The organism is Streptomyces sp. NK15101 (genome assembly GCF_020400725.1).
Classification (GTDB): domain Bacteria; phylum Actinomycetota; class Actinomycetes; order Streptomycetales; family Streptomycetaceae; genus Streptomyces.
In genome coordinates this window covers 87,638-109,843 of record NZ_JAINVG010000012.1, presented here as the reverse complement: position 1 = coordinate 109,843, position 22,206 = coordinate 87,638, and the positions used below count along the sequence as shown (strand labels likewise).

At 72.7% G+C, this 22,206-nt stretch carries 17 protein-coding genes; 5 read left to right on the top strand and 12 right to left on the bottom strand.

Going from position 1 to position 22,206, the window contains the following annotated elements; all coding sequences use genetic code 11:
- Positions 1-147: 147 nt before the first annotated feature.
- A complete protein-coding gene (locus K7G60_RS09800) occupies positions 148-1,677 on the top strand; it encodes a sodium:solute symporter family protein (protein ID WP_225800418.1) in 1,530 nt (509 codons plus the stop codon).
- Here the strand turns inward: K7G60_RS09800 and K7G60_RS09795 are convergent.
- From K7G60_RS09795 to K7G60_RS09785, 3 genes are all read right to left on the bottom strand, one after another.
- A complete protein-coding gene (locus K7G60_RS09795; RefSeq protein WP_225800417.1) occupies positions 1,662-2,780 on the bottom strand; it encodes an ADP-ribosylglycohydrolase family protein in 1,119 nt (372 codons plus the stop codon). The two genes, K7G60_RS09800 and K7G60_RS09795, sit on opposite strands and share 16 nt — an antisense overlap.
- Positions 2,781-3,382: 602 nt before the next feature.
- A complete protein-coding gene (locus tag K7G60_RS09790; RefSeq protein WP_225800416.1) occupies positions 3,383-5,968 on the bottom strand; it encodes a bifunctional FO biosynthesis protein CofGH in 2,586 nt (861 codons plus the stop codon).
- Between the two features lie 174 nt (positions 5,969-6,142).
- Positions 6,143-6,973 carry an LLM class F420-dependent oxidoreductase gene (locus tag K7G60_RS09785; protein WP_225800415.1) on the bottom strand — a complete coding sequence of 277 codons (831 nt, stop codon included), beginning with the start codon at positions 6,971-6,973 and terminating at the stop codon, positions 6,143-6,145.
- Between the two features lie 549 nt (positions 6,974-7,522).
- Between K7G60_RS09785 and K7G60_RS09780 the strand changes: the two genes are divergently transcribed.
- Both K7G60_RS09780 and K7G60_RS09775 read left to right on the top strand, forming a co-directional pair.
- A complete protein-coding gene (locus K7G60_RS09780) occupies positions 7,523-8,263 on the top strand; it encodes a GNAT family N-acetyltransferase (RefSeq protein ID WP_225800414.1) in 741 nt (246 codons plus the stop codon).
- Between the two features lie 133 nt (positions 8,264-8,396).
- The gene (locus K7G60_RS09775; protein WP_225800413.1) at positions 8,397-8,864 is read left to right on the top strand and encodes a carboxymuconolactone decarboxylase family protein; all 468 of its coding nucleotides are present in this window, start codon (positions 8,397-8,399) and stop codon (positions 8,862-8,864) included.
- Here the strand turns inward: K7G60_RS09775 and K7G60_RS09770 are convergent.
- On the bottom strand, positions 8,830-9,303 hold the full coding sequence (locus K7G60_RS09770) for a GNAT family N-acetyltransferase (protein ID WP_225800412.1): 474 nt from the start codon (positions 9,301-9,303) through the stop codon (positions 8,830-8,832). The two genes, K7G60_RS09775 and K7G60_RS09770, sit on opposite strands and share 35 nt — an antisense overlap.
- Positions 9,304-9,326: 23 nt before the next feature.
- Here K7G60_RS09770 and K7G60_RS09765 point away from each other — a divergent pair, with 23 nt between their 5' ends.
- The gene (locus tag K7G60_RS09765) at positions 9,327-9,785 is read left to right on the top strand and encodes a carboxymuconolactone decarboxylase family protein (RefSeq protein WP_225800411.1); all 459 of its coding nucleotides are present in this window, start codon (positions 9,327-9,329) and stop codon (positions 9,783-9,785) included.
- Between the two features lie 132 nt (positions 9,786-9,917).
- Positions 9,918-10,136, top strand: a complete 219-nt coding sequence (locus K7G60_RS09760) for a hypothetical protein (RefSeq protein ID WP_037676247.1) — start codon at positions 9,918-9,920, stop codon at positions 10,134-10,136.
- 79 nt (positions 10,137-10,215) lie between these two features.
- On the opposite strand, the gene K7G60_RS09755 is transcribed toward K7G60_RS09760, so the two are convergent.
- From K7G60_RS09755 to K7G60_RS09720, 8 genes are all read right to left on the bottom strand, one after another.
- On the bottom strand, positions 10,216-11,787 hold the full coding sequence (locus K7G60_RS09755; RefSeq protein ID WP_225800410.1) for an APC family permease: 1,572 nt from the start codon (positions 11,785-11,787) through the stop codon (positions 10,216-10,218).
- Between the two features lie 292 nt (positions 11,788-12,079).
- Complete coding sequence (locus K7G60_RS09750) at positions 12,080-13,534, bottom strand: aldehyde dehydrogenase family protein (RefSeq protein ID WP_225800409.1); 1,455 nt, start codon at positions 13,532-13,534, stop codon at positions 12,080-12,082.
- 26 nt (positions 13,535-13,560) lie between these two features.
- The gene (locus K7G60_RS09745; RefSeq protein ID WP_225800408.1) at positions 13,561-15,288 is read right to left on the bottom strand and encodes an amidohydrolase family protein; all 1,728 of its coding nucleotides are present in this window, start codon (positions 15,286-15,288) and stop codon (positions 13,561-13,563) included.
- A gap of 495 nt (positions 15,289-15,783) precedes the next feature.
- Complete coding sequence (locus tag K7G60_RS09740; protein ID WP_225800407.1) at positions 15,784-16,908, bottom strand: LLM class flavin-dependent oxidoreductase; 1,125 nt, start codon at positions 16,906-16,908, stop codon at positions 15,784-15,786.
- Positions 16,909-17,007: 99 nt separating this feature from the next.
- Positions 17,008-17,769, bottom strand: coding sequence for an SDR family NAD(P)-dependent oxidoreductase (locus K7G60_RS09735; RefSeq protein WP_225800406.1), 762 nt, complete (start codon positions 17,767-17,769; stop codon positions 17,008-17,010).
- A 198-nt stretch (positions 17,770-17,967) separates the two neighbouring features.
- Positions 17,968-18,885 carry a TIGR03619 family F420-dependent LLM class oxidoreductase gene (locus K7G60_RS09730; RefSeq protein WP_225800454.1) on the bottom strand — a complete coding sequence of 306 codons (918 nt, stop codon included), beginning with the start codon at positions 18,883-18,885 and terminating at the stop codon, positions 17,968-17,970.
- 271 nt (positions 18,886-19,156) lie between these two features.
- Entirely contained in the window at positions 19,157-20,392 is a 1,236-nt protein-coding gene (locus K7G60_RS09725) for a hypothetical protein (protein WP_225800405.1), read from the bottom strand.
- Between the two features lie 447 nt (positions 20,393-20,839).
- Positions 20,840-22,057: an amidohydrolase family protein gene (locus K7G60_RS09720; protein WP_225800404.1), complete on the bottom strand. Its 1,218-nt coding sequence runs from the start codon at positions 22,055-22,057 to the stop codon at positions 20,840-20,842.
- Positions 22,058-22,206: the final 149 nt, after the last annotated feature.

Here is a 22,206-nt window from a genome sequence, read left to right as displayed (position 1 = left end):
CGCCACAAGTTCATAGATGTGAACAAGGGTCAGTGAAGCGAACGATTTTACTGGCCCTTGACCCTCCTTTGCATTGTCCGGGCCTTGCAACTCCCCACACCATGAACCCCGTTCACAAGGCGGACCGGATCCCATGGAGGGGACGCAATGAACAGTCTCGACTGGGCCGTGCTCATCGGCTACTTCGGCGTCATGGTCGCGATCGGCGTCTGGTCCCACAAGCGCGTGGACACCGTCTCCGACTTCTTCACCGCCGGCGGCCGGATGCCCTGGTGGCTCTCCGGCATCTCCCACCACATGTCGGGCTACAGCGCGGTGATGTTCACCGGATACGCCGGCATCGCCTACACCTACGGCGTCACCTCCTACGTCACCTGGTCCTTCCCCATCGCCATCGGCATCGCCATCGGCGCCCACCTCTTCGCACCCCGTCTCAACCGGCTCCGCTCCCGCCTCCGCGTCGCCTCCCCGCTCGAATACCTCAAGGACCGCTACGACCTCCCCACCCAGCAGGCCCTCGCCTGGTCCGGCGTCCTCCTGAAGATCGTCGACGTCGGAGCCAAGTGGGCCGCCATCGCGACCCTGCTCTCCGTCTTCACCGGCATCTCCCTCAACCAGGGCATCCTCATCACCGGCGTCGTCACCGGGATCTACTGCACCGTCGGCGGACTCTGGGCCGACGCCCTCACCGAACTCGGCCAGTTCGTCATCCAGCTCCTCGCCGGCGTCGCGATGCTCGTCGCGGTCCTCGGCGAACTCGGCGGCCTCAGCGCCCTGTGGACCGTGTGGGACCGGCCCGAGCTCCAGGGCCACACCGCCCCCACGGCCGGCCCGTACACGCTGACGTTCCTCCTCGCGTACCTCTTCATCAAGACCTTCGAGTACAGCGGCGGCATGTGGAACCAGGCCCAGCGCTACATGGCCACCCCGTCCGCCCGCGAGGCCACCCGCTCCGGGCGCCTCTCCGCCGTCCTCTGGTTCGTCTGGCCGCTCGTCCTCTTCTTCCCCATGTGGTGCGCGCCGCTGCTCGTCCACCCGGAGAAGCCCGACGGCTCCGACGCGTACGCCCTCATGACCGAACAGCTGCTGCCGCACGGCCTCCTCGGGCTCGTCGTCGTCGGCTTCTTCTCGCACACCATGGCCATGTGCTCCTCCGACGCCAACGCCATCGCGGCCGTCTTCACCCGGGACATCGCGCCCGTCCTCAGCAAGGCCGCGCGGAGCTGGACCCAACGGGCCGGACTGCTCGCCGCCCGCTGGTCGACGATCGCCTTCCTCGGCCTGTCGATGGCCGTCGCCACCCAGGTCGACTCCCCCACCTTCAAGGACATCATCACCGTCGTCATCAAGTGGGTCGCCGGACTCATGGGGCCGATCGCGATCCCCTTCATGCTCGGCCTGCTGCGCCCCTTCCGGAAGTCGGGCCCCACGGCCGCGCTCGTCTCCTGGGCGGCCGGGCTGTTCGCCTTCTGGCTCACCAACTACGGCCTCGACGGCATCGAGCTGCAGATCCAGATCGTCTCGCCGCTCGCGACCTCGCTCGTCCTGTACGTCCTCATCGGGTACGTGAAGCCGGAGGACACCCCGGAGCGGGACGCGCTGCTCGCCCGGCTCGGGTCGGACGGCGGACCGGTCCCCGCGCAGGAGGGCGCGCGGGCGGATCAGCCCCTCGGGTAACGCGCCAGCCAGCCCGGGGAGGACTCCGCCGCGCCGTGCAGGGCCGCGCCCTGGGTCATCTCCATCGCGAAGTCGTCCGCGAGCTCCAGGACCGTCGGGCGGCCCTCCAGCTCGGCCAGCCAGGCCGGCGGGAGGGCCGTCTCGCCGTGCAGGGCGCCGAGCAGCGCGCCCGTGAGCGCGCCCGTCACCGGCGAGGGCCCGTCGTGGTTCACCGCGAGCCGCAGCCCGTGCCGTACGTCCTCGCCGACCAGGGCGCAGTAGACCGCCGCCGCCAGTTGCCCCTCGGCCCGGTCCTCACCGGCCCCGAGAGCCGTCACCCGGTCCGCGTCCGGCGCCCCCTCCCGTACGGCGGTCAGCGCGGCCTTCAGCGCCTCGGTCACCGGCTCGTGACCGGGGCGCACCGCGAGCTGCTCCAGGGCGCGGGCCACCGCCGCCTCCACGGAGCCGCCGCGCGCGAGCCCGTGGACGGTGACCGCGAAGGCGCCCGCCGCGAGGCCGGCCTCCGGGGCGCCGTGCGTCTGCGCCGCGCACTCCACGGCGAGCTGGCAGACGAGCTGCGGCTCCCAGCCGACGAGCAGCCCGAAGGGGGCGGAGCGGGCGAGCGCGCCGGAGTCGGCGGCGTCCGGGTTCTTCGGCCTGTCGAGCGTGCCGAGGACGTCGTCGCCGAGGCCGGTGAGGCAGGCGCGGGGCGGATTGCGGCGGGCGTAGAGCCACTCCTCGCGGGCCAGCCAGCCGTTGTCCTTGCGCCGCTCGTCCGGGCCCCAGTCGCGCTGGGTGGCGGCCCAGCGCAGATGCGCCCGGTGGACGTCGGTGGGCGGATGCCAGGCGCCCGTGTCCCGGCGGACCTGGGCCCTGATGAGGCCGTCCACGGTGAACAGGGCCATCTGGGTCGCGGCGGTGACGGCGCCGCGGCGGCCGAAGACGGGCACGGGGTCCGTGAGTCCGTCGGGGCCGTGGGCCTCGCGCAGCTCCGCGAGCGTGCGGCCGTCGGCGGGCGCGCCCAGGGCGTCGCCGAGGGCCCCACCGAGCAGACAGCCCCGTACGCGGGCCCGGAAGTCCTGCTGTTCGGTGCGGCCCCACACGGCTGCGGCTGTCGTGACCACGACGTGCCCTCCCCCCGTAGACCGGTCTGCGCAGCACTGTAATCGACCGGGTTCGCGCGTTCGGGGCGCGGAACGTTATGTGATCGGACGCCCTTCAGGCCACTTTTGACCACGTTGCACCGCCCGGTGCGGGCAGTCGTCCCGCGCCCCCGCCCGCTGCGGGCAATCGTTCGGCCGGGGCGGCGCCCCCCGTTGTGGGCAGTCGTTCCGCTGGGGCGGCGCCCACCCCTCGCGCCCCCGTTGTGGGCAATCGTTCCGCAGGGCGGAACGGGTGGGCACAACGGGACGGCGCCCCTTGCCGGGCCTAGGCTCCCGCGCCTGAACCCGCACCGGGCCGTGCGGCGCACATGTGGTGCGGGTCCGGGCGCGGAACGCGGGGGCGCCGCGAAGGGCGCCGTCCCGTGTGCCCACCCTCCCCCAAGCTCTCGGCTTCGCTCGAGCAGGGGGACCCCCCTGCCCCGGCGGGACGATCGCCCGCAGGGCGGGTGGGCCGGGGCGCCGCCCAGCAGGGCCCGTGGGCCCCACACGGCGCGGGCCCCACACGGCGCGGGCCCCACACGGCGCGGCGTCGGACCGGTGGGCGTGGCCCGTGTGGAGTGGGGTTACTCCTGGGGCAGGAGCGGGAGGAGTTCCGGGAGGTGGCCGTCCGAGGCCCGGGCCGTGCGCCGGCGCTCCTCCGGGACCTCCCCGTACAGCGTCGTCCGGGGCCGGGACGGCCGCCCCGCCGCCTCCGCGATCGCCTCCAGGTCGCGGATCGAGCGGTACGAGCCGTAGCTCGAGCCCGCCATGCGCGAGATGGTCTCCTCCATCAGCGTGCCGCCCAGGTCGTTCGCGCCCGAGCGGAGCATCTCCGCCGCGCCCTCCGTGCCCAGCTTCACCCAACTGGTCTGGATGTTGGGGATCCAGGGGTGCAGCAGCAGGCGGGCCATGGCCGTCACCGCGCGGTTGTCGCGGGCGGTCGGGCCGGGGCGGGCGATGCCCGCGAGGTAGACGGGCGCGTTGGTGTGGATGAAGGGGAGGGTCACGAACTCGGTGAAGCCACCGGTCTCCTGCTGGATGCGGGAGAGCGTGCGGAAGTGGCCGAGCCAGTGCCGGGGCTGGTCCACGTGTCCGTACATCATGGTGGAGCTGGAGCGGATGCCCAGCTCGTGGGCCGTCCTGACGACCTCGATCCACGTCGCCGCCGGCAGTTTGCCCTTCGTCAGCACCCAGCGGACCTCGTCGTCCAGGATCTCCGCCGCCGTACCGGGGATCGAGTCGAGGCCGGCCTCCTTCGCCGCCGTCAGCCACTCCCGTATGGACAGGCCCGTGCGGGTCGCGCCGTTGACCACCTCCATCGGCGAGAAGGCGTGCACGTGCATCCCGGGAACCCGTTCCTTCACCGCGCGCGCGATGTCGAAGTAGGCCGTGCCGGGCAGGTCGGGGTGGATGCCGCCCTGCATGCAGACCTCGACGGCGCCGACGTCCCAGGCCTGCCGGGCGCGGTCCGCGACCTGGTCGAGGGAGAGCGTGTACGCGTCGGCGTCGGTGCGCCGCTGGGCGAAGGCGCAGAAGCGGCAGCCGGTGTAGCAGACGTTGGTGAAGTTGATGTTCCGCGTGACGATGTACGTGACCTCGTCGCCGACCACGGACCTGCGGACGTCGTCCGCGATCCGCGTGAGGGCGTCGAGCGCCGGGCCGTCGGCGTGCAGCAGGGCGAGCGCCTGGGCGTCGGTGAGCCTCGTCGGGTCGTCGGCGGCGACGGAGAGCGCCTCGCGGACGTCGGCGTCGACGCGCTCGGGGACCATGCCGGGGGCGGCGGCCTCGCGGAGGGCCTCCCAGTCGCCGTACACGTCGCCGAAGTCCTCGCGCCGGTCGGACGTGCGGCCCTCGGTGTCGATGGTGGCGTGCAGGTCGGTGCGGCCGGTGGCGGTGAAGGCCTCGTCGGGCTCCTGCCAGGGCAGGCCGCGAACGGGCGCGTCGGGATTCGCGAGGCCGGTCTCGGGGTCGGCGAGGGCGCGGACGTGCGGGAGGAGCCGGGGGTCGAGCCAGGGTTCGCCCCGGGTGACGAACTCTGGGTAGACGCAGAGCCGTTCGCGCAGTTCGAAGCCGGCGGCGGCGGAGCGGGCGGCGAGCTCCTCGATCCGCGGCCAGGGGCGCTCGGGGTTGACGTGGTCGATGGTGAGCGGGGAGACCCCGCCCCAGTCGTCGATGCCGGCGGCGATCAGCCGTTCGTACTCGGAGTCGACGAGGTTCGGCGGGGCCTGGAGGCAGGCGGAGGGACCCATGATGAGCCGGGCGACGGCGACGGTGGCGACGAGGTCGTCGAGTTCGGCGTCCGGCATCCCGCGCATCGCCGTGTCCGGCTTGGCGCGGAAGTTCTGGATGATCAGCTCTTGGATCGAGTGGTACGCGCGTGCGACGCGGCGCAGCGCGAAGAGGGACTCGGCCCGCTCCTCCAGGGTCTCCCCTATGCCGAGCAGCAGCCCCGAGGTGAAGGGGACGGAGGAGCGTCCGGCGTCCTCCAGCACCCGCAGCCGCACGGCCGGTTCCTTGTCGGGGGACCCGTAGTGGGGACCGCCGGGCTCGGACCAGAGACGGGTCGCGGTCGTCTCCAGCATCATGCCCATGGAGGGCGCGACGGGCTTGAGGCGCTGGAAGTCGGTCCAGGACAGGACGCCGGGGTTGAGGTGGGGCAGGAGCCCCGTCTCCTCCAGGATGCGGATCGCCATGGCCCGTACGTACGCGATGGTGTCGTCGTACCCGTGGGAGTCGAGCCACTCGCGGGCCTCGGGCCAGCGGTCCTCGGGCTTGTCGCCGAGGGTGATCAGGGCCTCCTTGCAGCCCGCCTCGGCGCCGCGCCGGGCGATGTCGAGGACCTCGTCCGGCGACATGAACATCCCGTGCCCGTCCCGGCGCAGCTTGCCGGGGACGGTGACGAACGTGCAGTAGTGGCACTTGTCCCGGCAGAGCCGGGTGAGCGGTATGAACACGCTCTTCGAGTACGTGACGACCCCCGGCCGCCCGGCCGCCTCCAGACCGGCGTCCCGCACGCGCCCCGCGGACGCCACCAGGTCCGCCAGGTCCTCTCCCCGCGCCCGCAGCAGCACGGCGGCTTCGGCGACGTCGAGCGCGACGCCGTCCCGGGCCCGTTTGAGGGCGCGGCGCATGGCGTTCCCGGTGGGTCGTCCTGCCTGGTGATCCGTCATGGACCGAGCATACGAGCGAGCTGGGGGGCGAAGCTCCTCCGTTGCGGGCGATCGTTCCGCGCCCCGCCCCTGTTGTGGGCAGTCGTCCCGCTGGGCGGGACGGGTGGGCACACGGCGGGTGGCGAGGGGCGCCGCCCAGCAGGGCGCGGCGCCCGTACGGGTGGGGGCGGGTGTTCAGAGGTACCGCGCGTACTCGTCCAGGACGCCCAGCACCTCCCCCTCGTCACCCGGCGGCAGCTGCAGGACGACCTCCTCGCAGCCCAGTTCCTCGTAGTGGGCGAGTTTGCCGGGGTTCGGGAGGACCGCGTACGGGACGAGCTGGAGGGCCTCCGGGGCGCGGCCGGCCTTCTCCCAGGCCTCGCGGAGGACGGGGAGGGACTCCGTCAGGCCCCGGCCGCCGATCGGCATCCAGCCGTCGGCCTGCGCGGCGATCTGCGCGAAGAGCTTCGGTCCCGCCGCGCCGCCCAGGAGGACGCGCGGGGCGCCGCCGGCCGGCTTGGGCCAGACCTCCGAGGCGCTTACGGAGTCGCCGTGCTCCCCCGCGTACGCCGTCGGTTCGGGCGCCCACAGGGCCCGCATCAGGTCCAGGCGTTCGCGGCCGAGCTCGCGGCGGGTGGACCAGTCGACGCCGTGGTCGGCGGCCTCCTCCCGGTTCCAGCCGAAGCCGACGCCGAGGGTGAACCGGCCCCCGGAGAGGTGGTCGAGGGTGGCGACCTGCTTGGCGAGCACGATCGGGTCGTGCTGGGTGACCAGGGTGATGCCGGTGCCGAGGCCGAGGCGTTCGGTGACGGCCGCGGCCTGTCCCAGGGCCACGAGCGGGTCGAGCGTCCGGGCGTACTCCCGGGGCAGCTCCCCGCCCGCCGGGTGGGGCGTGGCCCGCTCGACGGGGATGTGGGTGTGCTCGGGGAGGTAGAGCCCCGCGAAGCCGCGCTGCTCCAGCTCGCGCGCGAGCCGTACGGGGCCGATGGTCTCGTCGGTCAGGAAGATCGTGGTCGAGATCCGCATAGCGGCACGGTAGGGGGTGGGACGCGGATTTCCGAGGGGTGCGGGGGGCCGGCTCTCAGGAACGGGCCGGGTCCACCGCCCGCTGCTCCGCCGCCAGGTCCCCGCACCCGCCGTGCTCCCAGACCCGAGACCCGCTCGCGGAAGCGCTGGAGCGTGAGCGGGGTCCGGTCCTCACCGGGGACGCCCTCGAAGTGGACCGTGCCGCAGCGGTGGCGGTACCAGCCGTGCGACCAGAGCTCCTCGGCGCGGTGCCGTCCGCGCGTCAGGCGCGTGAAGGCGGCCTTGCGCCGCCGCACGAGGACGAGGACGGCCACGAGCGGCGCGAGCGCCGAGATCCGTCCCAGGACCTCGTGGGCCGGCGGCGGCTCGGCGGGGACGCCGAGGCAGCCGATCGCGTACGACGACGGCCCGGGCAGGCGTACGTGGTGCGGCTCATGGCTCCCCCTCGTTCCACGGGCGCGCCGTGGGACGGATCATGCCGTCCCGGGTTCCCTCCGACCCGTTCGAAAACCGCCTGCGGCCTCCTCCTCCGCCCCCTACCGTTGCCGGGTGCTGAACCGAATCGAGACGTACTACGACACCGTCCCCCGTTCCTCCGCCCGCGCCGAGGACTTCGGACCGCTGACCCTCTTCGTGCAGGAGGGGCGGGGCTGGCCCTACTACGCCCGCCCGGCGCTCGGGCACGAGGGCGAGGTCTCCCCGGAGGCCGTGGAGAAGGTGCGGGCCCGGCAGCGGGAACTGGGGGTGCCCGAGGCCTTCGAGTGGGTCGCGGAGACGACGCCGGGGCTGCGGGCCGCCGTGGAGGCGACCGGCCTCACCGTGCACGAGCACCCGCTGATGGTCCTGGAGGGCGAGCCGCTCCCCGTGCCGGAGCCCGAGGGCTTCACCGTACGGATGGTGGGCGCGGACGACCCCGCCCTGGAGAGCGCCGTCGCCGCCCCGTACGCCGCCTTCGAGGCGGAGCCGCAGCCCGGCACCGCCGCGCGGATCGCCGACCGGATCACGGCCGGCTGGACGCGGCTCGCGGCGGCCCTGGACGCCGACGGGAGCGCCCTCGCGGCCGGCCAGCACCAGCCCGTCGGGCCCGTCACCGAGGTGGTCGGCGTCGGCACCGTCCCGGCGGCGCGGCGCCGGGGCCTCGGGCTCGCGGTCACGGCCGCGCTGGTGGCGGACGCCCGTGCCCGGGGTGTGGAGCTCGTGTTCCTCACGGCCTCGGACGCGGACGTGGCCCGGCTCTACGGCCGGCTCGGCTTCCGCACGATCGCGACCGCTCTGATCGCGGAGTCCTGATCACGGAGGGCTGATCACGGAGGCCCGGAAGAAAATGTCGAAAAAGTTCTCCGGTCGTGTCACATCCTCGGCGCGCGGTCCGTCAGTGCAGTGAAAGCGACGCACGAACGACGGAGAACGAGGAGTGCTCACCATGGCGCACACGCCCCAGGCCCGCATGACCAACCCCGCGTACGTCCTGGCCGACGCCGGTCCGGCGATCCAGAACCTGCTCAAGGCCACCCGTCAGGGCGGGGTCGACGAGTCGATCCTGGAGCTGGTGCACCTGCGGGCCAGCCAGATCAACAACTGCGGCTTCTGCGTCGACTACGGCGCCAAGAGCGCCAAGAAGAACGGGGTCGGCGACGAGAAGCTGTTCGCGGTCGCGGCCTGGCGCGAGGCGCCGTACTTCTCCGACGAGGAGCGGGCGGCCCTCGCCCTCGCCGAGGCCGCGACCCGGCTCGCCGACGTCTCGGACGCGGTGCCGGACGAGGTGTGGGACGCCGCCGCCGACCACTTCGACGAGAAGCAGCTCGCCGCGATCGTGCTGATGGTCGCCGTCACCAACCTGTTCAACCGGCTCAACGTCACCGTGCGGCAGCCCGCGGGCGTGGGGTTCTGACCATCAGCACGTCCACCGGGTCCTCGGACTCCAGCCCGAATCCCTCCCGCTCGTAGAGGCGGCGGGCCGCGCTGCCCTGCAGGACCACGAGGCGGACGGGCACGCCCGCCTCGTCGGCCCGGGCGAGCAGTTCGCGCAGCACCGCCGTCCCGAGGCCCAGGCCCCGGGTCTCGGGGGCCAGGTAGAAGTGCTCCAGGTAGAGCCCTTCGCCGTTCTCGTACGGGCGCACCGTGACGCACCCGGCGAGGGCGCCGTCCAGTTCGATCACCGAGGCGTGCGCGGGCGAGAAGCCGTCCCGGAGCCGCTGTCGCACCCGGTGCTCGTCGTAGCGGCCGAGGCGCACCAGGTCGTCGCGCATGGCCTCGGCCCGCAGCTCGGCCATCGCCTCGACGTCCTCGGCGCGGCCGGGGCGCAGCACCCAGTTCGTCTCCCGATACATGCACGCATCCTAAGGAGTCCTCCGTGTCCGCACGCATGACCAACCCCGCCCTCGTCCTGCCCGAGGCCGTGCCCGCGATCCTCCAGCTCGTCAAGGCGGTCCAGTCGGGCGGCGACGTGCCCGCCACCACCCTCGACCTGGTCCACCTGCGGGCGAGCCAGATCAACGGCTGCGGGTACTGCGTGGTCGGCGGGGCCCTGAAGTCGCAGAAAGAGGGCGAGACGGACGAGCGGCTGCACGCCGTCGCGGCCTGGCGGGAGACCCCGTACTTCACGGAGGAGGAGCGGGCGGCGCTGGCCCTCGCCGAGTACGCGACCCGGCTCGCGGACCGCCCGGACGCCGTGCCTGACGCGGTGTGGGAGGAGGCGGCCCGGCACTACGACGAGAGGCAGCTGTCCCAGATCGTGCTGTGGATCGGGGTCACCAACCTCTTCAACCGGATCAACGCGACGACCCGGCAGCCGGCCGGCGCGACCTGGTAGCCGTCGGGCCGGGTGACCCGGTGGCCGTCGCGACGGGTGACCCGGTGGCCGTCACCACGGATGACCCGGTGGCCGTCACGGCGGGCGGCCCGCGGTCGTAACCGGATCCGCGCCGTCCGCGTTGGAGCGGGCATGAAGAGGATCCTCACCGCAGCCGCCCTGACCGTCTTCGCCGCCGCCGGTGCCGCCGGCGCGGCCGCCGGGACCGCGGCCGCCGACACCGGCGGCATGAACCTTCCCTCGGTCGTCCCGCTCAGCGGCGTCCTGACCCCCAAGGCCAAGCCGGCCGGCACCCCCGACCTGCCGCCCGCCAACGCGGCGGTGGAGCGCCTGCTCCCCGGGCACCACTGAGCCGTACGAACGTAACGAGGGTGGCGGGACCCCCCACGGGCCCGCCACCCTCGCGTTTCCGGGACGCCTCAGGAAGGCGTCAGTCCGCGACCACCAGCGACGGGGTCTCCTTGGTCAGGACCTCGCCGCGGAAGAACGCGGGGCTCCTGCGCTGCATGACCAGCATGATCACCACGCCGAGGAGCAGCAGGCCGACGCCGATCACGAAGACCGAGCCGACGCCGAAGACCGCGGAGCCGGAGCCGTAGGCCGGGTCCCACATGTCGTAGAGCGTCTTGCCGAAGACGGCGGTGAGCATCAGGCCGCCGAGGAGCGGGATCACGCCCTTGAAGGCGAGGTCGCGGGCGGAGCCGAAGAGCTCCTTGCGGAAGAACCAGACGCAGGCGAAGGCCGTCAGCGCGTAGTAGAAGCAGATCATCAGGCCGAGCGCGTAGATGGTGTCGACCAGGACGTTCTCGCTGACCAGGGTCATCACGGTGTAGAAGACGCCGGTGGCGACGCCGGCCACGATCGTGGCCTTGCCGGGGACCTTGAAGACGGGGTGGACCCGGGCGAAGGACGGCGGCAGCGCCTCGTAGCTGGACATGGCGAGGACCGTGCGGGCGACCGGGATGAAGGTGGTCTGCAGGCTCGCGGCGGCGGAGGCGAGGACGGCGACGAAGAGCGCGATGCCGAGGACGGGGCCCATGACCGGGCCCGCGAGGGCGGCGAAGACGTTGTCGGAGGTCTCCGGGTTGGCGAGGCCGAGGCCCTTGTCCCCGGAGCCGACGACCATCTGGGCGGCGATGCCGGTGGCCAGGTAGGAGCCGACCAGGACGACCATCGAGATGAGCGCGGCGCGACCCGGGGTCTTGTCGCTGTCGGTGGTCTCCTCGTTGGCCGTGAGACAGGTGTCCCAGCCCCAGTACATGAAGATCGACAGCGAGAGGCCGGCGGTGAAGGCCGCGAAGGAGCCGACGGAGAAGGGGTTCAGCCAGGACCAGGAGAAGGAGGCGCCGGTCGGGAAGTCGACCGAGCCGGCCTTCTGGAAGGCCATCACGACGAAGACCGCGAGGACGGCCAGCTGGAGGCCGACGAGGGTGTACTGCACGCCCTTCGTGGCGGTCATGCCGCGGTAGCTGATCGCGGTCGCGGCGGCGATCAGGGTGAGGCAGGTGAGGATGTGGACGGCCTTGTTGTCGTCCAGGGCGGCGATCGAGGGGTTGCCGGTGACCTCCCCGGCGAGCAGCCAGAAGTACGAGGTCGCGACGCCCGCCAGGTTGGACAGCACGATGATCGTCGCGATCACCAGGCCCCAGCCGCACATCCAGCCGACCTTGGGGCCGAAGGCCTTCACGGTCCAGGTGAAGGACGTGCCGCAGTCCGGCATGCGCTTGTTGAGCTCGCGGTACGCGAACGCGACGAGCAGCATCGGCAGGAAGCCCGCGAGGAAGACCGCGGGCATCTGCAGGCCGACCTCGCCGGCGGTGGAGCCGAGGGTGGAGGTCAGGCAGTAGACGGGGGCGACGGTGGAGATGCCGATGACCGCGCTGCCCATGAGGCCGACGGAATTCCCGCCGAGGCCCTTGGTGCGCACGCCATGGGCGTCGCCCGGGGCGTCGGCGCCCCCTACCGTGTCTCCGGCCCGCGGCCGCACGTCCACCTGAGTCATGAACTCGACGTTAAATGCTGCGGTTTCCATATCCGGAGGGACAGACTCCGCTCAATTGATCGATCATCGCCTTGCATTGCGGGGGTCGAATCGGACACTCGCCAATGATTGAAAGATCGACCAACCTCACCGGCCGACCAACCGGTAGGTCCGGCGGCGAGTGTCCGATATGCGGGAACCGCAGCAGCGCCCTAAATGTCCGTTTCAAAATTTTCCCGAGAAATTTTCGGGCCGGTCCTCACCCCGGTTCTTCCGGGCCATCTCCCGGCCCTCGCTCCGGTTCTCCCGGCCCTCACCCCGGCCAGACGACCGCCTGCAGCTCGCTGTACGCGTGCAGCGCGTACGAGCCCACGTCCCGCCCGACACCGCTCTTCTTGAAGCCGCCGAACGGCGCCTCCATGTTCCGGCCGATCGTGTTCACGCCCACCCCGCCGGCCCGCAGCCGGGCCGCGACACGGAACGCGCGGGCCACGTCGCCCGACCAGACGTAGTCGATCAGCCCGTAGTCGCTGTCGTTGGCGAGCGCGATCCCCTCCTCCTCGTCGTCGAAGGGGACGACCACCACGACCGGGCCGAAGATCTCCTCCCGCACCACCCGCATCTCGTTGGTGCAGTCGGCGAGCAGCGTCGGGGCCACGTAGAAGCCCTTCGCGAAGTCCGGACGCTCGCCGCCCGCCACGACCCGCGCCCCTTCCTTCCTGCCCAGCTCCACGTACGACTCCACCCGGTCGCGGTGGGCCGCCGAGATCACCGGGCCGACCACCGTCCCCTTCTCCGCCGGATCCCCCACCTTCATGAAGGCCAGACAGCCGGTGAGCTTCTCGATCAGGCGATCGTGGATCCCGCGCTGGGCCAGCACCCGGGTCGGGGCGGTGCAGATCTGCCCGCTGTAGAAGGCGAAGGTCGTGCCGATCCCCATCACCGCCGAGTCCAGGTCGGCGTCGTCGAAGACGAGCGCGGCCCCCTTCCCGCCCAGCTCCATCAGCTGCCGCTTGAGCGAGCGGCCGCAGACCTCGCCGATCGCCTGCCCGACGGCCGTGGAGCCGGTGAAGGAGACCATGTCGACGTCCGGGGAGTCGACGGCGGCCTCGCCGACCGCCTGCGCGGAGCCGGTGACGACGTTCACCACGCCCGCCGGGACCCCGGCCTCCTCCAGGGCCCGGGTCATCGCGTACACGGAGAGCGGGTCCTGCGGGGCCGGCTTCACGAGCACCGTGTTGCCCATCGCGAGCGCCGGGGCGATCTTGCCGGCCGGGTTGGCCCAGGGGTTGTTGTACGAGGTGATGCAGGTGACGACACCGACCGGGCGCCGCACCGCCACCGCGCCGAACACCCCGGCCTTCCCCATCGGACCGGCCTCGTTGATCTGCGGGGGCAGCGCCTGCTCGACCGGCTCCATCGCCCCGCGCGCGTACCGGCGGAACCGGGAGGCGCCGACGGCGACCTGCATCCCGCGCGCGGTGCCGGTGGTGGCGCCGGTCTCGGCCCGGGCGAGGAGCGTGTTCGCCTCGGCGTCCCGGGCCATCAGGTCCGCGGCCCGGTCGAGGATCGCCGCCCGCTCCTCGGGCCGCGTGCGGGACCATGTCGCGAAGGCCTCGCGGGCGGCGGCGGCCGCCTCGTGCACCTGGGCCCGGGAGGCCTCGGGCGCGAGCCCGACGACCTCCTCGGAGGCGGGGTCGATCACCTCGTAGTGCCCGCCGTCGGGCTCGACCCACTGCCCGCCGATGAAGAGCTTCTCGGTCCTCACGTTCCCGGTCCTCACGTTCTCGGTCGTCACCGCGTGCTCACCGTCCTCGTGTCACGGCCCGAGCGCAGGACGCGCCCCGGGATCGCGCCGGTCACCTGGTCGTCCCGTACCGTCTCCACGCCGTTGACCCGCACCGACACGATCCCGACCGCCCGCGAGTCCAGGCGCGGGCTGTCCCCCGGCAGGTCGTGCACCAGGGTCGCCGGGCCCGCGTCGATCCGCTCCGGGTCGAAGAGGACCAGGTCGGCGTGGAAGCCCTCCGCGATCCGGCCGCGCTCCCGGAGCCCGAAGAGCCGGGCCGGGTCGTCGCTCAGCATCTTCACCGCCCGCTCCAGGGGAACCAGCTTCCGGCCGCGCAGACAGTCGCCGAGGAAGCGGGTCGTGTACGGGGCGCCGCACATCCGGTCCAGGTGCGCGCCCGCGTCCGAGCCGCCGAGCATGACGTCCTCGTGGTCCCAGGTCTCCCGGCGCAGCGCCCAGGAGGCCGGGTCGTTGTCGCTGGGCATCGGCCACAGCACGGTCCTCAGGTCGTCGTTGGCGCAGATCTCGACGAGGGCCTGGAAGGGGTCCTGGCCGCGCTCGGCCGCGATGTCGCCGACGACGCGTCCGGTGAGACCGTCGTTCTCCCTGCTGTACGTGTCCCCGATGACGTACCTGCCGAAGTGCGCGAGCCGCCGGAAGACCCCGGCCTCCTTCGAGTCCGCGCGCCGCAGCATCTCGGCGCGTACCTCCGGGTCGCGGAGCCTGGCGATCCGCTCGGGCACGGGAAGGCCGAGGACCTCCCCCCACCCCGGGATGAGGTTGAGCGCGCAGAAGGTGCCGAGGGACATGTTCATGGGGGTGAGGATCGGCATCGTGAGCGCCACGATCCGGCCGCCGGACTTCCGGGCCCGCTCGGAGGCGGTGAGCTGGCGCGGGACGCGCTCGGGGACGGCGGCGTCGATGGTCAGGACGTTCCAGTTGAGGGGCCGCCCGGCCGCGGCGGTCATCTCGACGAACAGCTCGATCTCCTCGTCGGAGAACTGGTCGAGGCACCCCGCGAGGATGGCCTCGATCTGCGTCCCCTCGTGCTCGCCGACGGCCTTCGACAGGGCGATCAGCTCGGCGGGGCTCGCGTGGCGGGAGGCGACGGGGGCGCCGTCGCCGTCGGAGTGCGTCGAGGACTGGGTGGTGGAGAGCCCCCAGGCGCCGGCGTCCATGGCCTCCTTGAGGAGGGCCACCATCTGCGCGAGCTGTTCGGGAGCGGGCTGCCCGCCGACCGCGTCCGGGCCCATCACGTACCGGCGCAGGGCGCAGTGGCCGACCATGAAACCGGCGTTGACGGCGATCCGGCCGTCGAGGGCGTCCAGGTACTCGGCGAAGGACGACCAGCTCCAGTCGACACCCTCTTCGAGGGCCTTGAGCGCCATGCCCTCGACCTTCGACATCATCCGGCGCGTGTAGTCGGCGTCCTCGGGCCGGTCGGGGTGGAGCGGCGCGAGCGTGAAGCCGCAGTTGCCGCCGGCGACGGTGGTGACGCCGTGGTTCATGGACGGGGTGGCGTACGGGTCCCAGAAGAGCTGGGCGTCGTAGTGGGTGTGCGGGTCGACGAAGCCTGGGGCGAGGACGAGGCCGGTGGCGTCCTCGGTGGTACGCGCCGTGGCCCCTTCCCCGGGGAAGACGATCCGGCCGTCGCGTATCCCGACGTCGGCGACGCGGGCGGGGGCGCCGGTGCCGTCCACGACGGTGGCGCCCTTGATCAGGTGGTCGAGCATGACGATCCCTCTCCGTGCGCTGTCCTCTGTCCTCTGTGCGTGTCCTCTGTACGTGGGTGCGGGCGCGGGCGTGGATGTGCCCCGGACCGGGGCCGCCGCGGAACGGCCTCCGGCCGGGGCAGGTACGGGGCGACGGTCCGGGAAGACGCCACCCCGCGCTTCAGTGCCGCCCCTGGTGCGGGCGGTCGTTCCGCGCCTCGTCGTCCGTTGTGGGCAGTCGTTCCGCAAGGGGCGGAACGGGTGGGCACAACGGACGGCGCCCTTGCCGGCGCCCGAGGCTCATGGGCCTGAACCCGCACCCGTGTGCGCCGCCGCTCGGGTGCGGGTCCAGGCGCGGGACGCGGAGGCGCCGCTGGAGGGCGCCGTCCCGTGTGCCCACCCGTCCCGCCCTGCGGGACGATTGCCCACACGGAGGTGGCGGGGGGGCACCGCCCCGCCGGGCGCGGCGCCCGCACGGCCGGGGGCGCCGGCCAGTAGGTGCGTGTGGGGAGCGGGTCAGCTGCCCGCGGACTGGCGCATGCGGGTCGTGCGGTGCACCGGATCCGTGTCGATCTTCGGAATCACGTGCTCCCCGATCAGCTTGATCGAGTTCATCGTGTCCTCGTACGAGATCCCGATCGGCAGCCCGAAGGACAGCTGGTCGGCGCCCGCCTGCTCCCACCGCTTGCACTGCGCGAGGACCTCCGACGGGTCGCCGCAGATCATCAGCTCCTCCTGGATGAGGAGTTCGATGATCTCGGCGGAGTACTCGGGGAGGAGTTCGGGCCACTCGGGGATGCCCTCGGGCCGCGGGAACGTGTCGTGGTAGCGGAACAACAGGGACTGGAGGTAGTTCAGCCCACCGCCGACCGCGATCTCGACCGCCTTCTCGTGCGTCTCGGCGCAGATCGCGGTCGAGGTGACCATGACGTTGTCGTTGACGAAGTCGCCGACCGCCTTGGCCTCCTTGATCGCGTTCTTGTAGGACTCGACGACCCACTCCATGTCGGAGACCTTCTGGACGCTGAAGCCGAGGACGCCGAGGCCCATCTTCCCGGCCATGGCGTACGAGGAGGGGGAGCCGGCCGCGTACCACATGGCGGGGTGGGACCTCCCGTACGGCTTGGGGAGGACCTTGCGGGGCGGCAGCGACCAGTGCTTGCCCTGGAAACCGGCGTACTCGTCCTGGAGCCACATCTTGGGGAACTCGGCGATGGTCTCCTCCCAGATCTCCTTCGTGTGGTTCATGTCGGTGATGCCCGGCATGAACCCGAGGATCTCGTGGGAGCCCGCCCCGCGCCCGGAGCCGAACTCGAAGCGCCCCCCGGAGAGGTGGTCGAGCATCGCGACCTTCTCGGCGACCTTGACCGGGTGGTTGACGGGGGCGAGGGGGTTGAAGATGCCCGAGCCGAGGTGGATCCGTTCGGTCGCGTGGGCGAGGTAGCCCAGGTAGACGTCGTTGGCGGAGAGGTGCGAGTACTCCTCCAGGAAGTGGTGCTCGGAGGCCCAGGCGTACTTGAAGCCGGACCTGTCGGCCTGGATGACGTACTCGGTCTCCTCCATGAGGGCCTTGTGCTCGGCTTCGGGATCGGCCTCGGCGCGCTTGCCGACGTATCCCTGTACGAAGATCCCGAATTCCAAGGGGGTTCACCGTCCTCGTCGTTTCTGACGATCCGTCAGATTCCTTGATGTGCCCGACTCTCGCACCGGGGCGCAGGTGCGTCAATACCTGACGTGTCGTCAGAAAAGGCTGACGCCCGCCAGCCAGCCGCCGTCGATCACGAACGGCTGGCCCGTGATGTACGCCGAGTCCTCCCCGGTCAGGAAGAGCGCCAGGGCCGCCACCTCCTCCGGCCGGCCGATCCGCCCGAGCGGCACGAGCTTGCGGTACAGCCCGGCCGTGGTCGCCGGGTCCACGCCCTCCGGGTTGCTCATCGGGGTGTCGATCGCGCCCGGGCAGACGGCGTTCACCCGGACGCCCTTCGCGGCCAGCTCCAGGGCCGCGACCCTGGTGAGCCCCAGGACCGCGTGCTTCGTCGCCGCGTAGGCGCCCACCCCGGCCATGCCGGTGAGTCCCGTGTACGAGGCGGTGTTGACGATCGTCCCGCCGCCGGCCGCGGCGATCTCCGGCGCGACCGTGCGGATGCCCAGGAAGCAGCCGGTCTGGTTGACCGAGACGATCGCCAGGAACTCGTCGAGCGGGGTCGACACCAGCTCGTTGAAGCGGAGGATGCCCGCGTTGTTGACGAGACCGTCGATCTTCCCGAAGCGCTCCTTGGCCGCCGTCACGGCCGCCGCCCAGTCGTCCTCGCCCGTCACGTCCAGGTGGACGTACGCGGCCCGGTCCTCCCCCAGCTCCTTGGCCAGCGCCTCGCCGGCATCGTCCAGGACGTCCCCGAGGACCACCTTCGCGCCCTCGGCGGCGAACAGCCGCGCCTCCTGCTCGCCCTGCCCGCGCGCCGCCCCGGTGACGAGGACGACCCTCCCGTCGAGCTTTCCCATGTCCGCACTCCCTGGGTTCCGTCTTTCGGCCCGTGCCGGGCCCACGGGGCCCGGCACTCCGGTTAGCCGCGTCGCCGTCAGCCGGCAACGCTCCGCGTCGACTCCCCCTCCGCCGTGCGATCGCACGGCCCGGGCCCGGTCCGCCCGGTCCGCCTGATCTGCCTGATCCGCCCGGTCCGCCCGGCCGAAAAGCAGGCCCTAGAGGTGGGGAGCGACCTCCGTGCCGAAGGCCGCGATCTGGTCGACGAGTTCGGCCCGGCTCCGGGAGCGGAACCGGACCTGTATCTGGTGCGCGCCCATCTCCCCGTACGCGCGCAGGGAGGCGGCGAGCTCCTCCGGCCGGCCGCTCAGGGTGCGCCGGCCGACCTCCCAGCCGGGCGTGCCGACGTACAGCGCCTCGGTGATCGCGCCGACCGTGATCGGCTCCGCGATCCCGGCCTCCGCGCGCAGCCGCAGCAGCTTCCGGATCTGCCCGGCGAGCTTCTCGCGCGGGTCGCCCTGTGGCAGCCAGCCGTCACCCTTGAGCGCGGCCCGGCGCACGGCGGCCGGGGAGGAGCCGCCCACCCAGAGCGGGACCCGCTCCTGCGCGGGCCGGGGCAGCTGCCCCAGGTCCTTGAAGGCGAACCGCTCCCCCAGGTGCTCCGGGTACTCCTCGGGGCCGAGGGCCGCCCGCAGCGCGTCGACCGTCTCGTCGAGGACGGCGCCCCGGCGGGCGAAGTCCACGCCGAGCGCCTCGAACTCCTCCTGGACGTGCCCGGCGCCGACCCCGAGGACCAGGCGGCCACCGGAGAGGTGGTCGAGCGTCGCGTACGCCTTGGCCGTGACGAGCGGATGGCGCAGGCCGACGACGGCGACGTGCGAGAGGAGCCGGACGCGCTCGGTGGCGGCGGCGAGGAAGGAGAGCGTGGCCACCGGGTCGTACCAGACGGTGCTCATCGGCCCGGCGAGGCGGCGGGGGACGGCGACGTGGTCGCAGCTCGCGAGGTAGTCGAAGCCGTGTGCCTCGGCGGCGCGGGCGACGGCGAGCAGGTCCGCCGGACCCGCGGCCGCCTCCCAGGCCTCGGCGTAGAGGGTGCTCTGCGACTGGACCGGCAGCTGCATGCCGTAGACCACCATGGGAAACCCCCGCATCTGACGGACCGTCACTTAAGTGAGCAGGCCCATGCTCGTACCTGACGGTTCATCAGGCAAGGGGTAGGGGGGTGGGACTCCGGGCAGGGCGGGGCGGGTCGGGTGGGGGGCCGGGCCGAGTGGGCCCGGCCGAGTCAGGCCCGGCCCGGCCCGGCCGTGAAGCGCGTCGTCCGGCCGGTCGGCCCGAAACGCGCCCGCTCGGGCAGCTGAGCTGCCCGAGCGGGGGGAACGGCCTTCTTCTTCGCGCTCCGGTGGGTCAGGTGCTGTCCGCCGCGCCGGTCGCCCTCACGTGGCGCACCAGGGCCGAGCCGGCCAGACAGACGATGCCCACGGCGCTCAGGAGCGCCAGCGCCTTCGCCCAGGCGAAGGTGGTGCCGAGACTGCTGCCCAGCAGGTCGCCGCCGCGTGCGCTCGCGACTCCGTGGAGCGCGATGACGAGGATGGCGAGGCCCGCGGCGGCGGCCCAGACGATCAGGGTGTCCCGGGCCGCGAGCCATACCGCGCACGCCAGGCAGAGCACGGTGACGACCGCGGACACCGCCTCCGGGTCGCCGCCCGAGCGCAGGCCCGCGAGGTCCACCGGCAGATGGAGGAGGCCGCAGGCGAAGAGCGCGAGCGCCGCGGGCCAGCGCAGTGCCGAGCGCAGCGCTGGCGAGGCGGTGTGGCTGCCGGGACCCGAGGCCAGTGCGCCGTCCAGGGCGGACTTCCGCCCCTTGGCGCCCCGGACGCGCTTCGGCGCGGTGGCGGCCGGTGCGGCTTCCCCGCCGGGGCGCGCGTGGTCATCCCCGCCGGGTTCGGCCTGCCGCGTCCCGCCGTCCCCGTTCCCGGCGGACTGCCAGTCGCTGCTGTCGGCGCCGAGGATGCCGACGAGCTGCACCACGTCCTCGACCGGCCGGCCCACCGCCGCGGCACGCAGCGTGGTCTCGGCCTGGTGGAGGTCGTATCCGGACGCGTTCAGGAGCGCGAGCAGCTGGCGCACCTCCTCCAGCGGGCGGGTGACGGCCGCCGCGCGGAGCGCCACGTCCGCGGGACTGGAGAGTGCGCCGGTCGCCTGGAGGCGGGCCACCAGCGCGGCCACCTCCTCCACCGGCCGCTCGGTCGCCGCCGTCCGCAGGAGCGTGTGGACCGCTTCGTCACCGGACTCGTCGTGGGCCTCGTCATGGGCCGCCGCGGGCTCGGGAGCGGTGTGCGGCTGCGGGTCGGTCAGGGCCTCGGAGGCGGCCGGGGACTCGGGCTCGACCGAACCGTCAGGCTCGGCCGGGGACTCCGGATCGGCCGACAGCTCAGAGGCGGTCCGCGTCTCCTCGCCGGCCGGGGACTCCGCAGCGGTCCGCGCCTCCGGGCCGGCCGGCGGCTTCGCGGTGGCCGGGGACTCCCGGCCGGTCGAGGCCTCCGGTTCGACCGAGGACTCCGGTTCGGCCGAGGCCTCCGGTTCGGCCGAGGCCTCCGGTTCGGCCGGGAGCGCCGTCGTGACCGGAACCGCCGGTGTCACCGGAACCTCCGGTGCGAGCGGAACCGGCTGCGTCGGCGGCGCGAGCGGAACCGGCGGTACGGCGAGGGACGCCGTCGGCCGATCGGGGAACGGAGGCGCGCCGAGCGCCGGGGAGGAGGAGACAAGCGGCTGGCGGGACGGACCCGGGCGAGGCTCTGTGGTCGGCTCTATGTCGTCGTCCGCCGGTGGGATGTGCGGGAGGTCGGGGGTCATGTCACAGGCTCCGTTCGTGAACATCCGGAGGGACGTCCACCATGGCTGTCTCGTGATGTGCAAGAAACGCACACTTGACTACTATTTGCCCGCAGTCCATGACGCATCGCCATCAGGGAAGAGCCTTGTTGGGCCGATGGGGCGACAAGCGGCCCGGGCCGGGGTACGGAACGGGGCCCGCACGGGTGCGGCCGGGCCCCCGAGGAGGGCCCGGTCCGCGCCGAAGGAGACGTCCTACGGCCGCCAGAGACCGTCCGGGGTCAGGCCGAGGAGCCCGATCGCGTTGCCGCGGACGATCCGCTCGACGACGTCCGCCGGCAGATGGCCCATCTGTGCCTCGCCGACCTCCTTCGACTTGGGCCAGGTGGAGTCCGAGTGCGGGTAGTCGGTCTCGTACAGGACGTTCCCCGCCCCGATCGCGTCGAGGTTGAGGAGCCCGAAGGCGTCGTCGAAGAAGCAGCCGAAGACGTGGTCCGCGAAGAGCTCGGACGGCGGGCGGGTGACCTTGTCGGCGACGCCGCCCCAGGCGCGGTTCTCCTCCCAGACGACGTCGGCGCGCTCCAGGATGTACGGGATCCAGCCGATCTGCCCCTCCGCGTACATGATCCGCAGGTTCGGGAAGCGCTCGAACTTGCCGCTCATCAGCCAGTCGACCATCGAGAAGCAGCAGTTCGCGAAGGTGATGGTGGAGCCGACGGCCGGCGGCGCGTCGGCGGAGGTCGACGGCATCCGGCTGGAGGAGCCGATGTGCATCGCGATGACCGTGCCGGTCTCGTCGCACGCCCGGAAGAAGGGGTCCCAGTGGTCCGTGTGGACCGAGGGGAGCCCGAGGTGTGGCGGGATCTCCGAGAAGGCGACGGCGCGGACGCCGCGTGCGGCGTTGCGGCGGACCTCGGCGGCGGCGAGGGCCGGGTCCCAGAGCGGGATGAGGGTGAGCGGGATCAGCCGCCCCTGCGCCTCGGGCCCGCACCACTCCTCGACCATCCAGTCGTTGTAGGCGCGGACGCAGAGCAGGCCGAGCTCGCGGTCGCTCGCCTCGGTGAAGGTCTGCCCGCAGAAGCGGGGGAAGGTGGGGAAGCAGAGCGCGGACTGGACGTGGTTGACGTCCATGTCGGCGAGGCGGTCGGGCACGGAGTGGGAGCCGGGCCGCATCTGCTCGTACGTGATGACTTCGAGGCGTATCTCGTCCCGGTCGTAGCCGACGGCGGTGTCCAGCCGGGTGAGGGGTCTGTGCAGATCCTCGTACACCCACCAGTCGCCGATCGGGCCGTCGTCCCCCTCGGCGCCCATGACCGGGGCGAACTTGCCGCCGAGGAAGGTCATTTCCTTGAGGGGGGCGCGGACGATCCGGGGCCCGGTGTCGTGGTACCGGGACGGGAGCCGGTCCCGCCAGACGTGCGGGGGCTCCACGGTGTGGTCGTCCACCGAGATGATCTTCGGGAAGGTCTCCATGGCTTTCACGGTAGCGCTGATCTGACGACCCGTCAGCTAGTGGGGGCCGGAACGACCGGGTTACCGGCTCACAACGGCTTCACAACGACCGACCCGATGCTGACGGACCCCCTCCGGACAAGGCAGACTGTCCTGGGCGAAACCATCGG

Bases quoted from the DNA above. Each gene is read 5' to 3' on its own strand.
- K7G60_RS09760 (WP_037676247.1), top strand. From the start codon at position 9,918: ATGAAGAGGATCCTCACCGCAGCCGCCCTGACCGTCTTCGCCGCCGCC.
- K7G60_RS09790 (WP_225800416.1), bottom strand. From the start codon at position 5,968: ATGACGGATCACCAGGCAGGACGACCCACCGGGAACGCCATGCGCCGC.
- K7G60_RS09755 (WP_225800410.1), bottom strand. From the start codon at position 11,787: ATGACTCAGGTGGACGTGCGGCCGCGGGCCGGAGACACGGTAGGGGGC.
- K7G60_RS09770 (WP_225800412.1), bottom strand. From the start codon at position 9,303: ATGTATCGGGAGACGAACTGGGTGCTGCGCCCCGGCCGCGCCGAGGAC.
- K7G60_RS09730 (WP_225800454.1), bottom strand. From the start codon at position 18,885: ATGGTGGTCTACGGCATGCAGCTGCCGGTCCAGTCGCAGAGCACCCTC.
- K7G60_RS09735 (WP_225800406.1), bottom strand. From the start codon at position 17,769: ATGGGAAAGCTCGACGGGAGGGTCGTCCTCGTCACCGGGGCGGCGCGC.
- K7G60_RS09785 (WP_225800415.1), bottom strand. From the start codon at position 6,973: ATGCGGATCTCGACCACGATCTTCCTGACCGACGAGACCATCGGCCCC.
- K7G60_RS09720 (WP_225800404.1), bottom strand. From the start codon at position 22,057: ATGGAGACCTTCCCGAAGATCATCTCGGTGGACGACCACACCGTGGAG.
- K7G60_RS09800 (WP_225800418.1), top strand. From the start codon at position 148: ATGAACAGTCTCGACTGGGCCGTGCTCATCGGCTACTTCGGCGTCATG.
- K7G60_RS09775 (WP_225800413.1), top strand. From the start codon at position 8,397: ATGGCGCACACGCCCCAGGCCCGCATGACCAACCCCGCGTACGTCCTG.
- K7G60_RS09745 (WP_225800408.1), bottom strand. From the start codon at position 15,288: ATGCTCGACCACCTGATCAAGGGCGCCACCGTCGTGGACGGCACCGGC.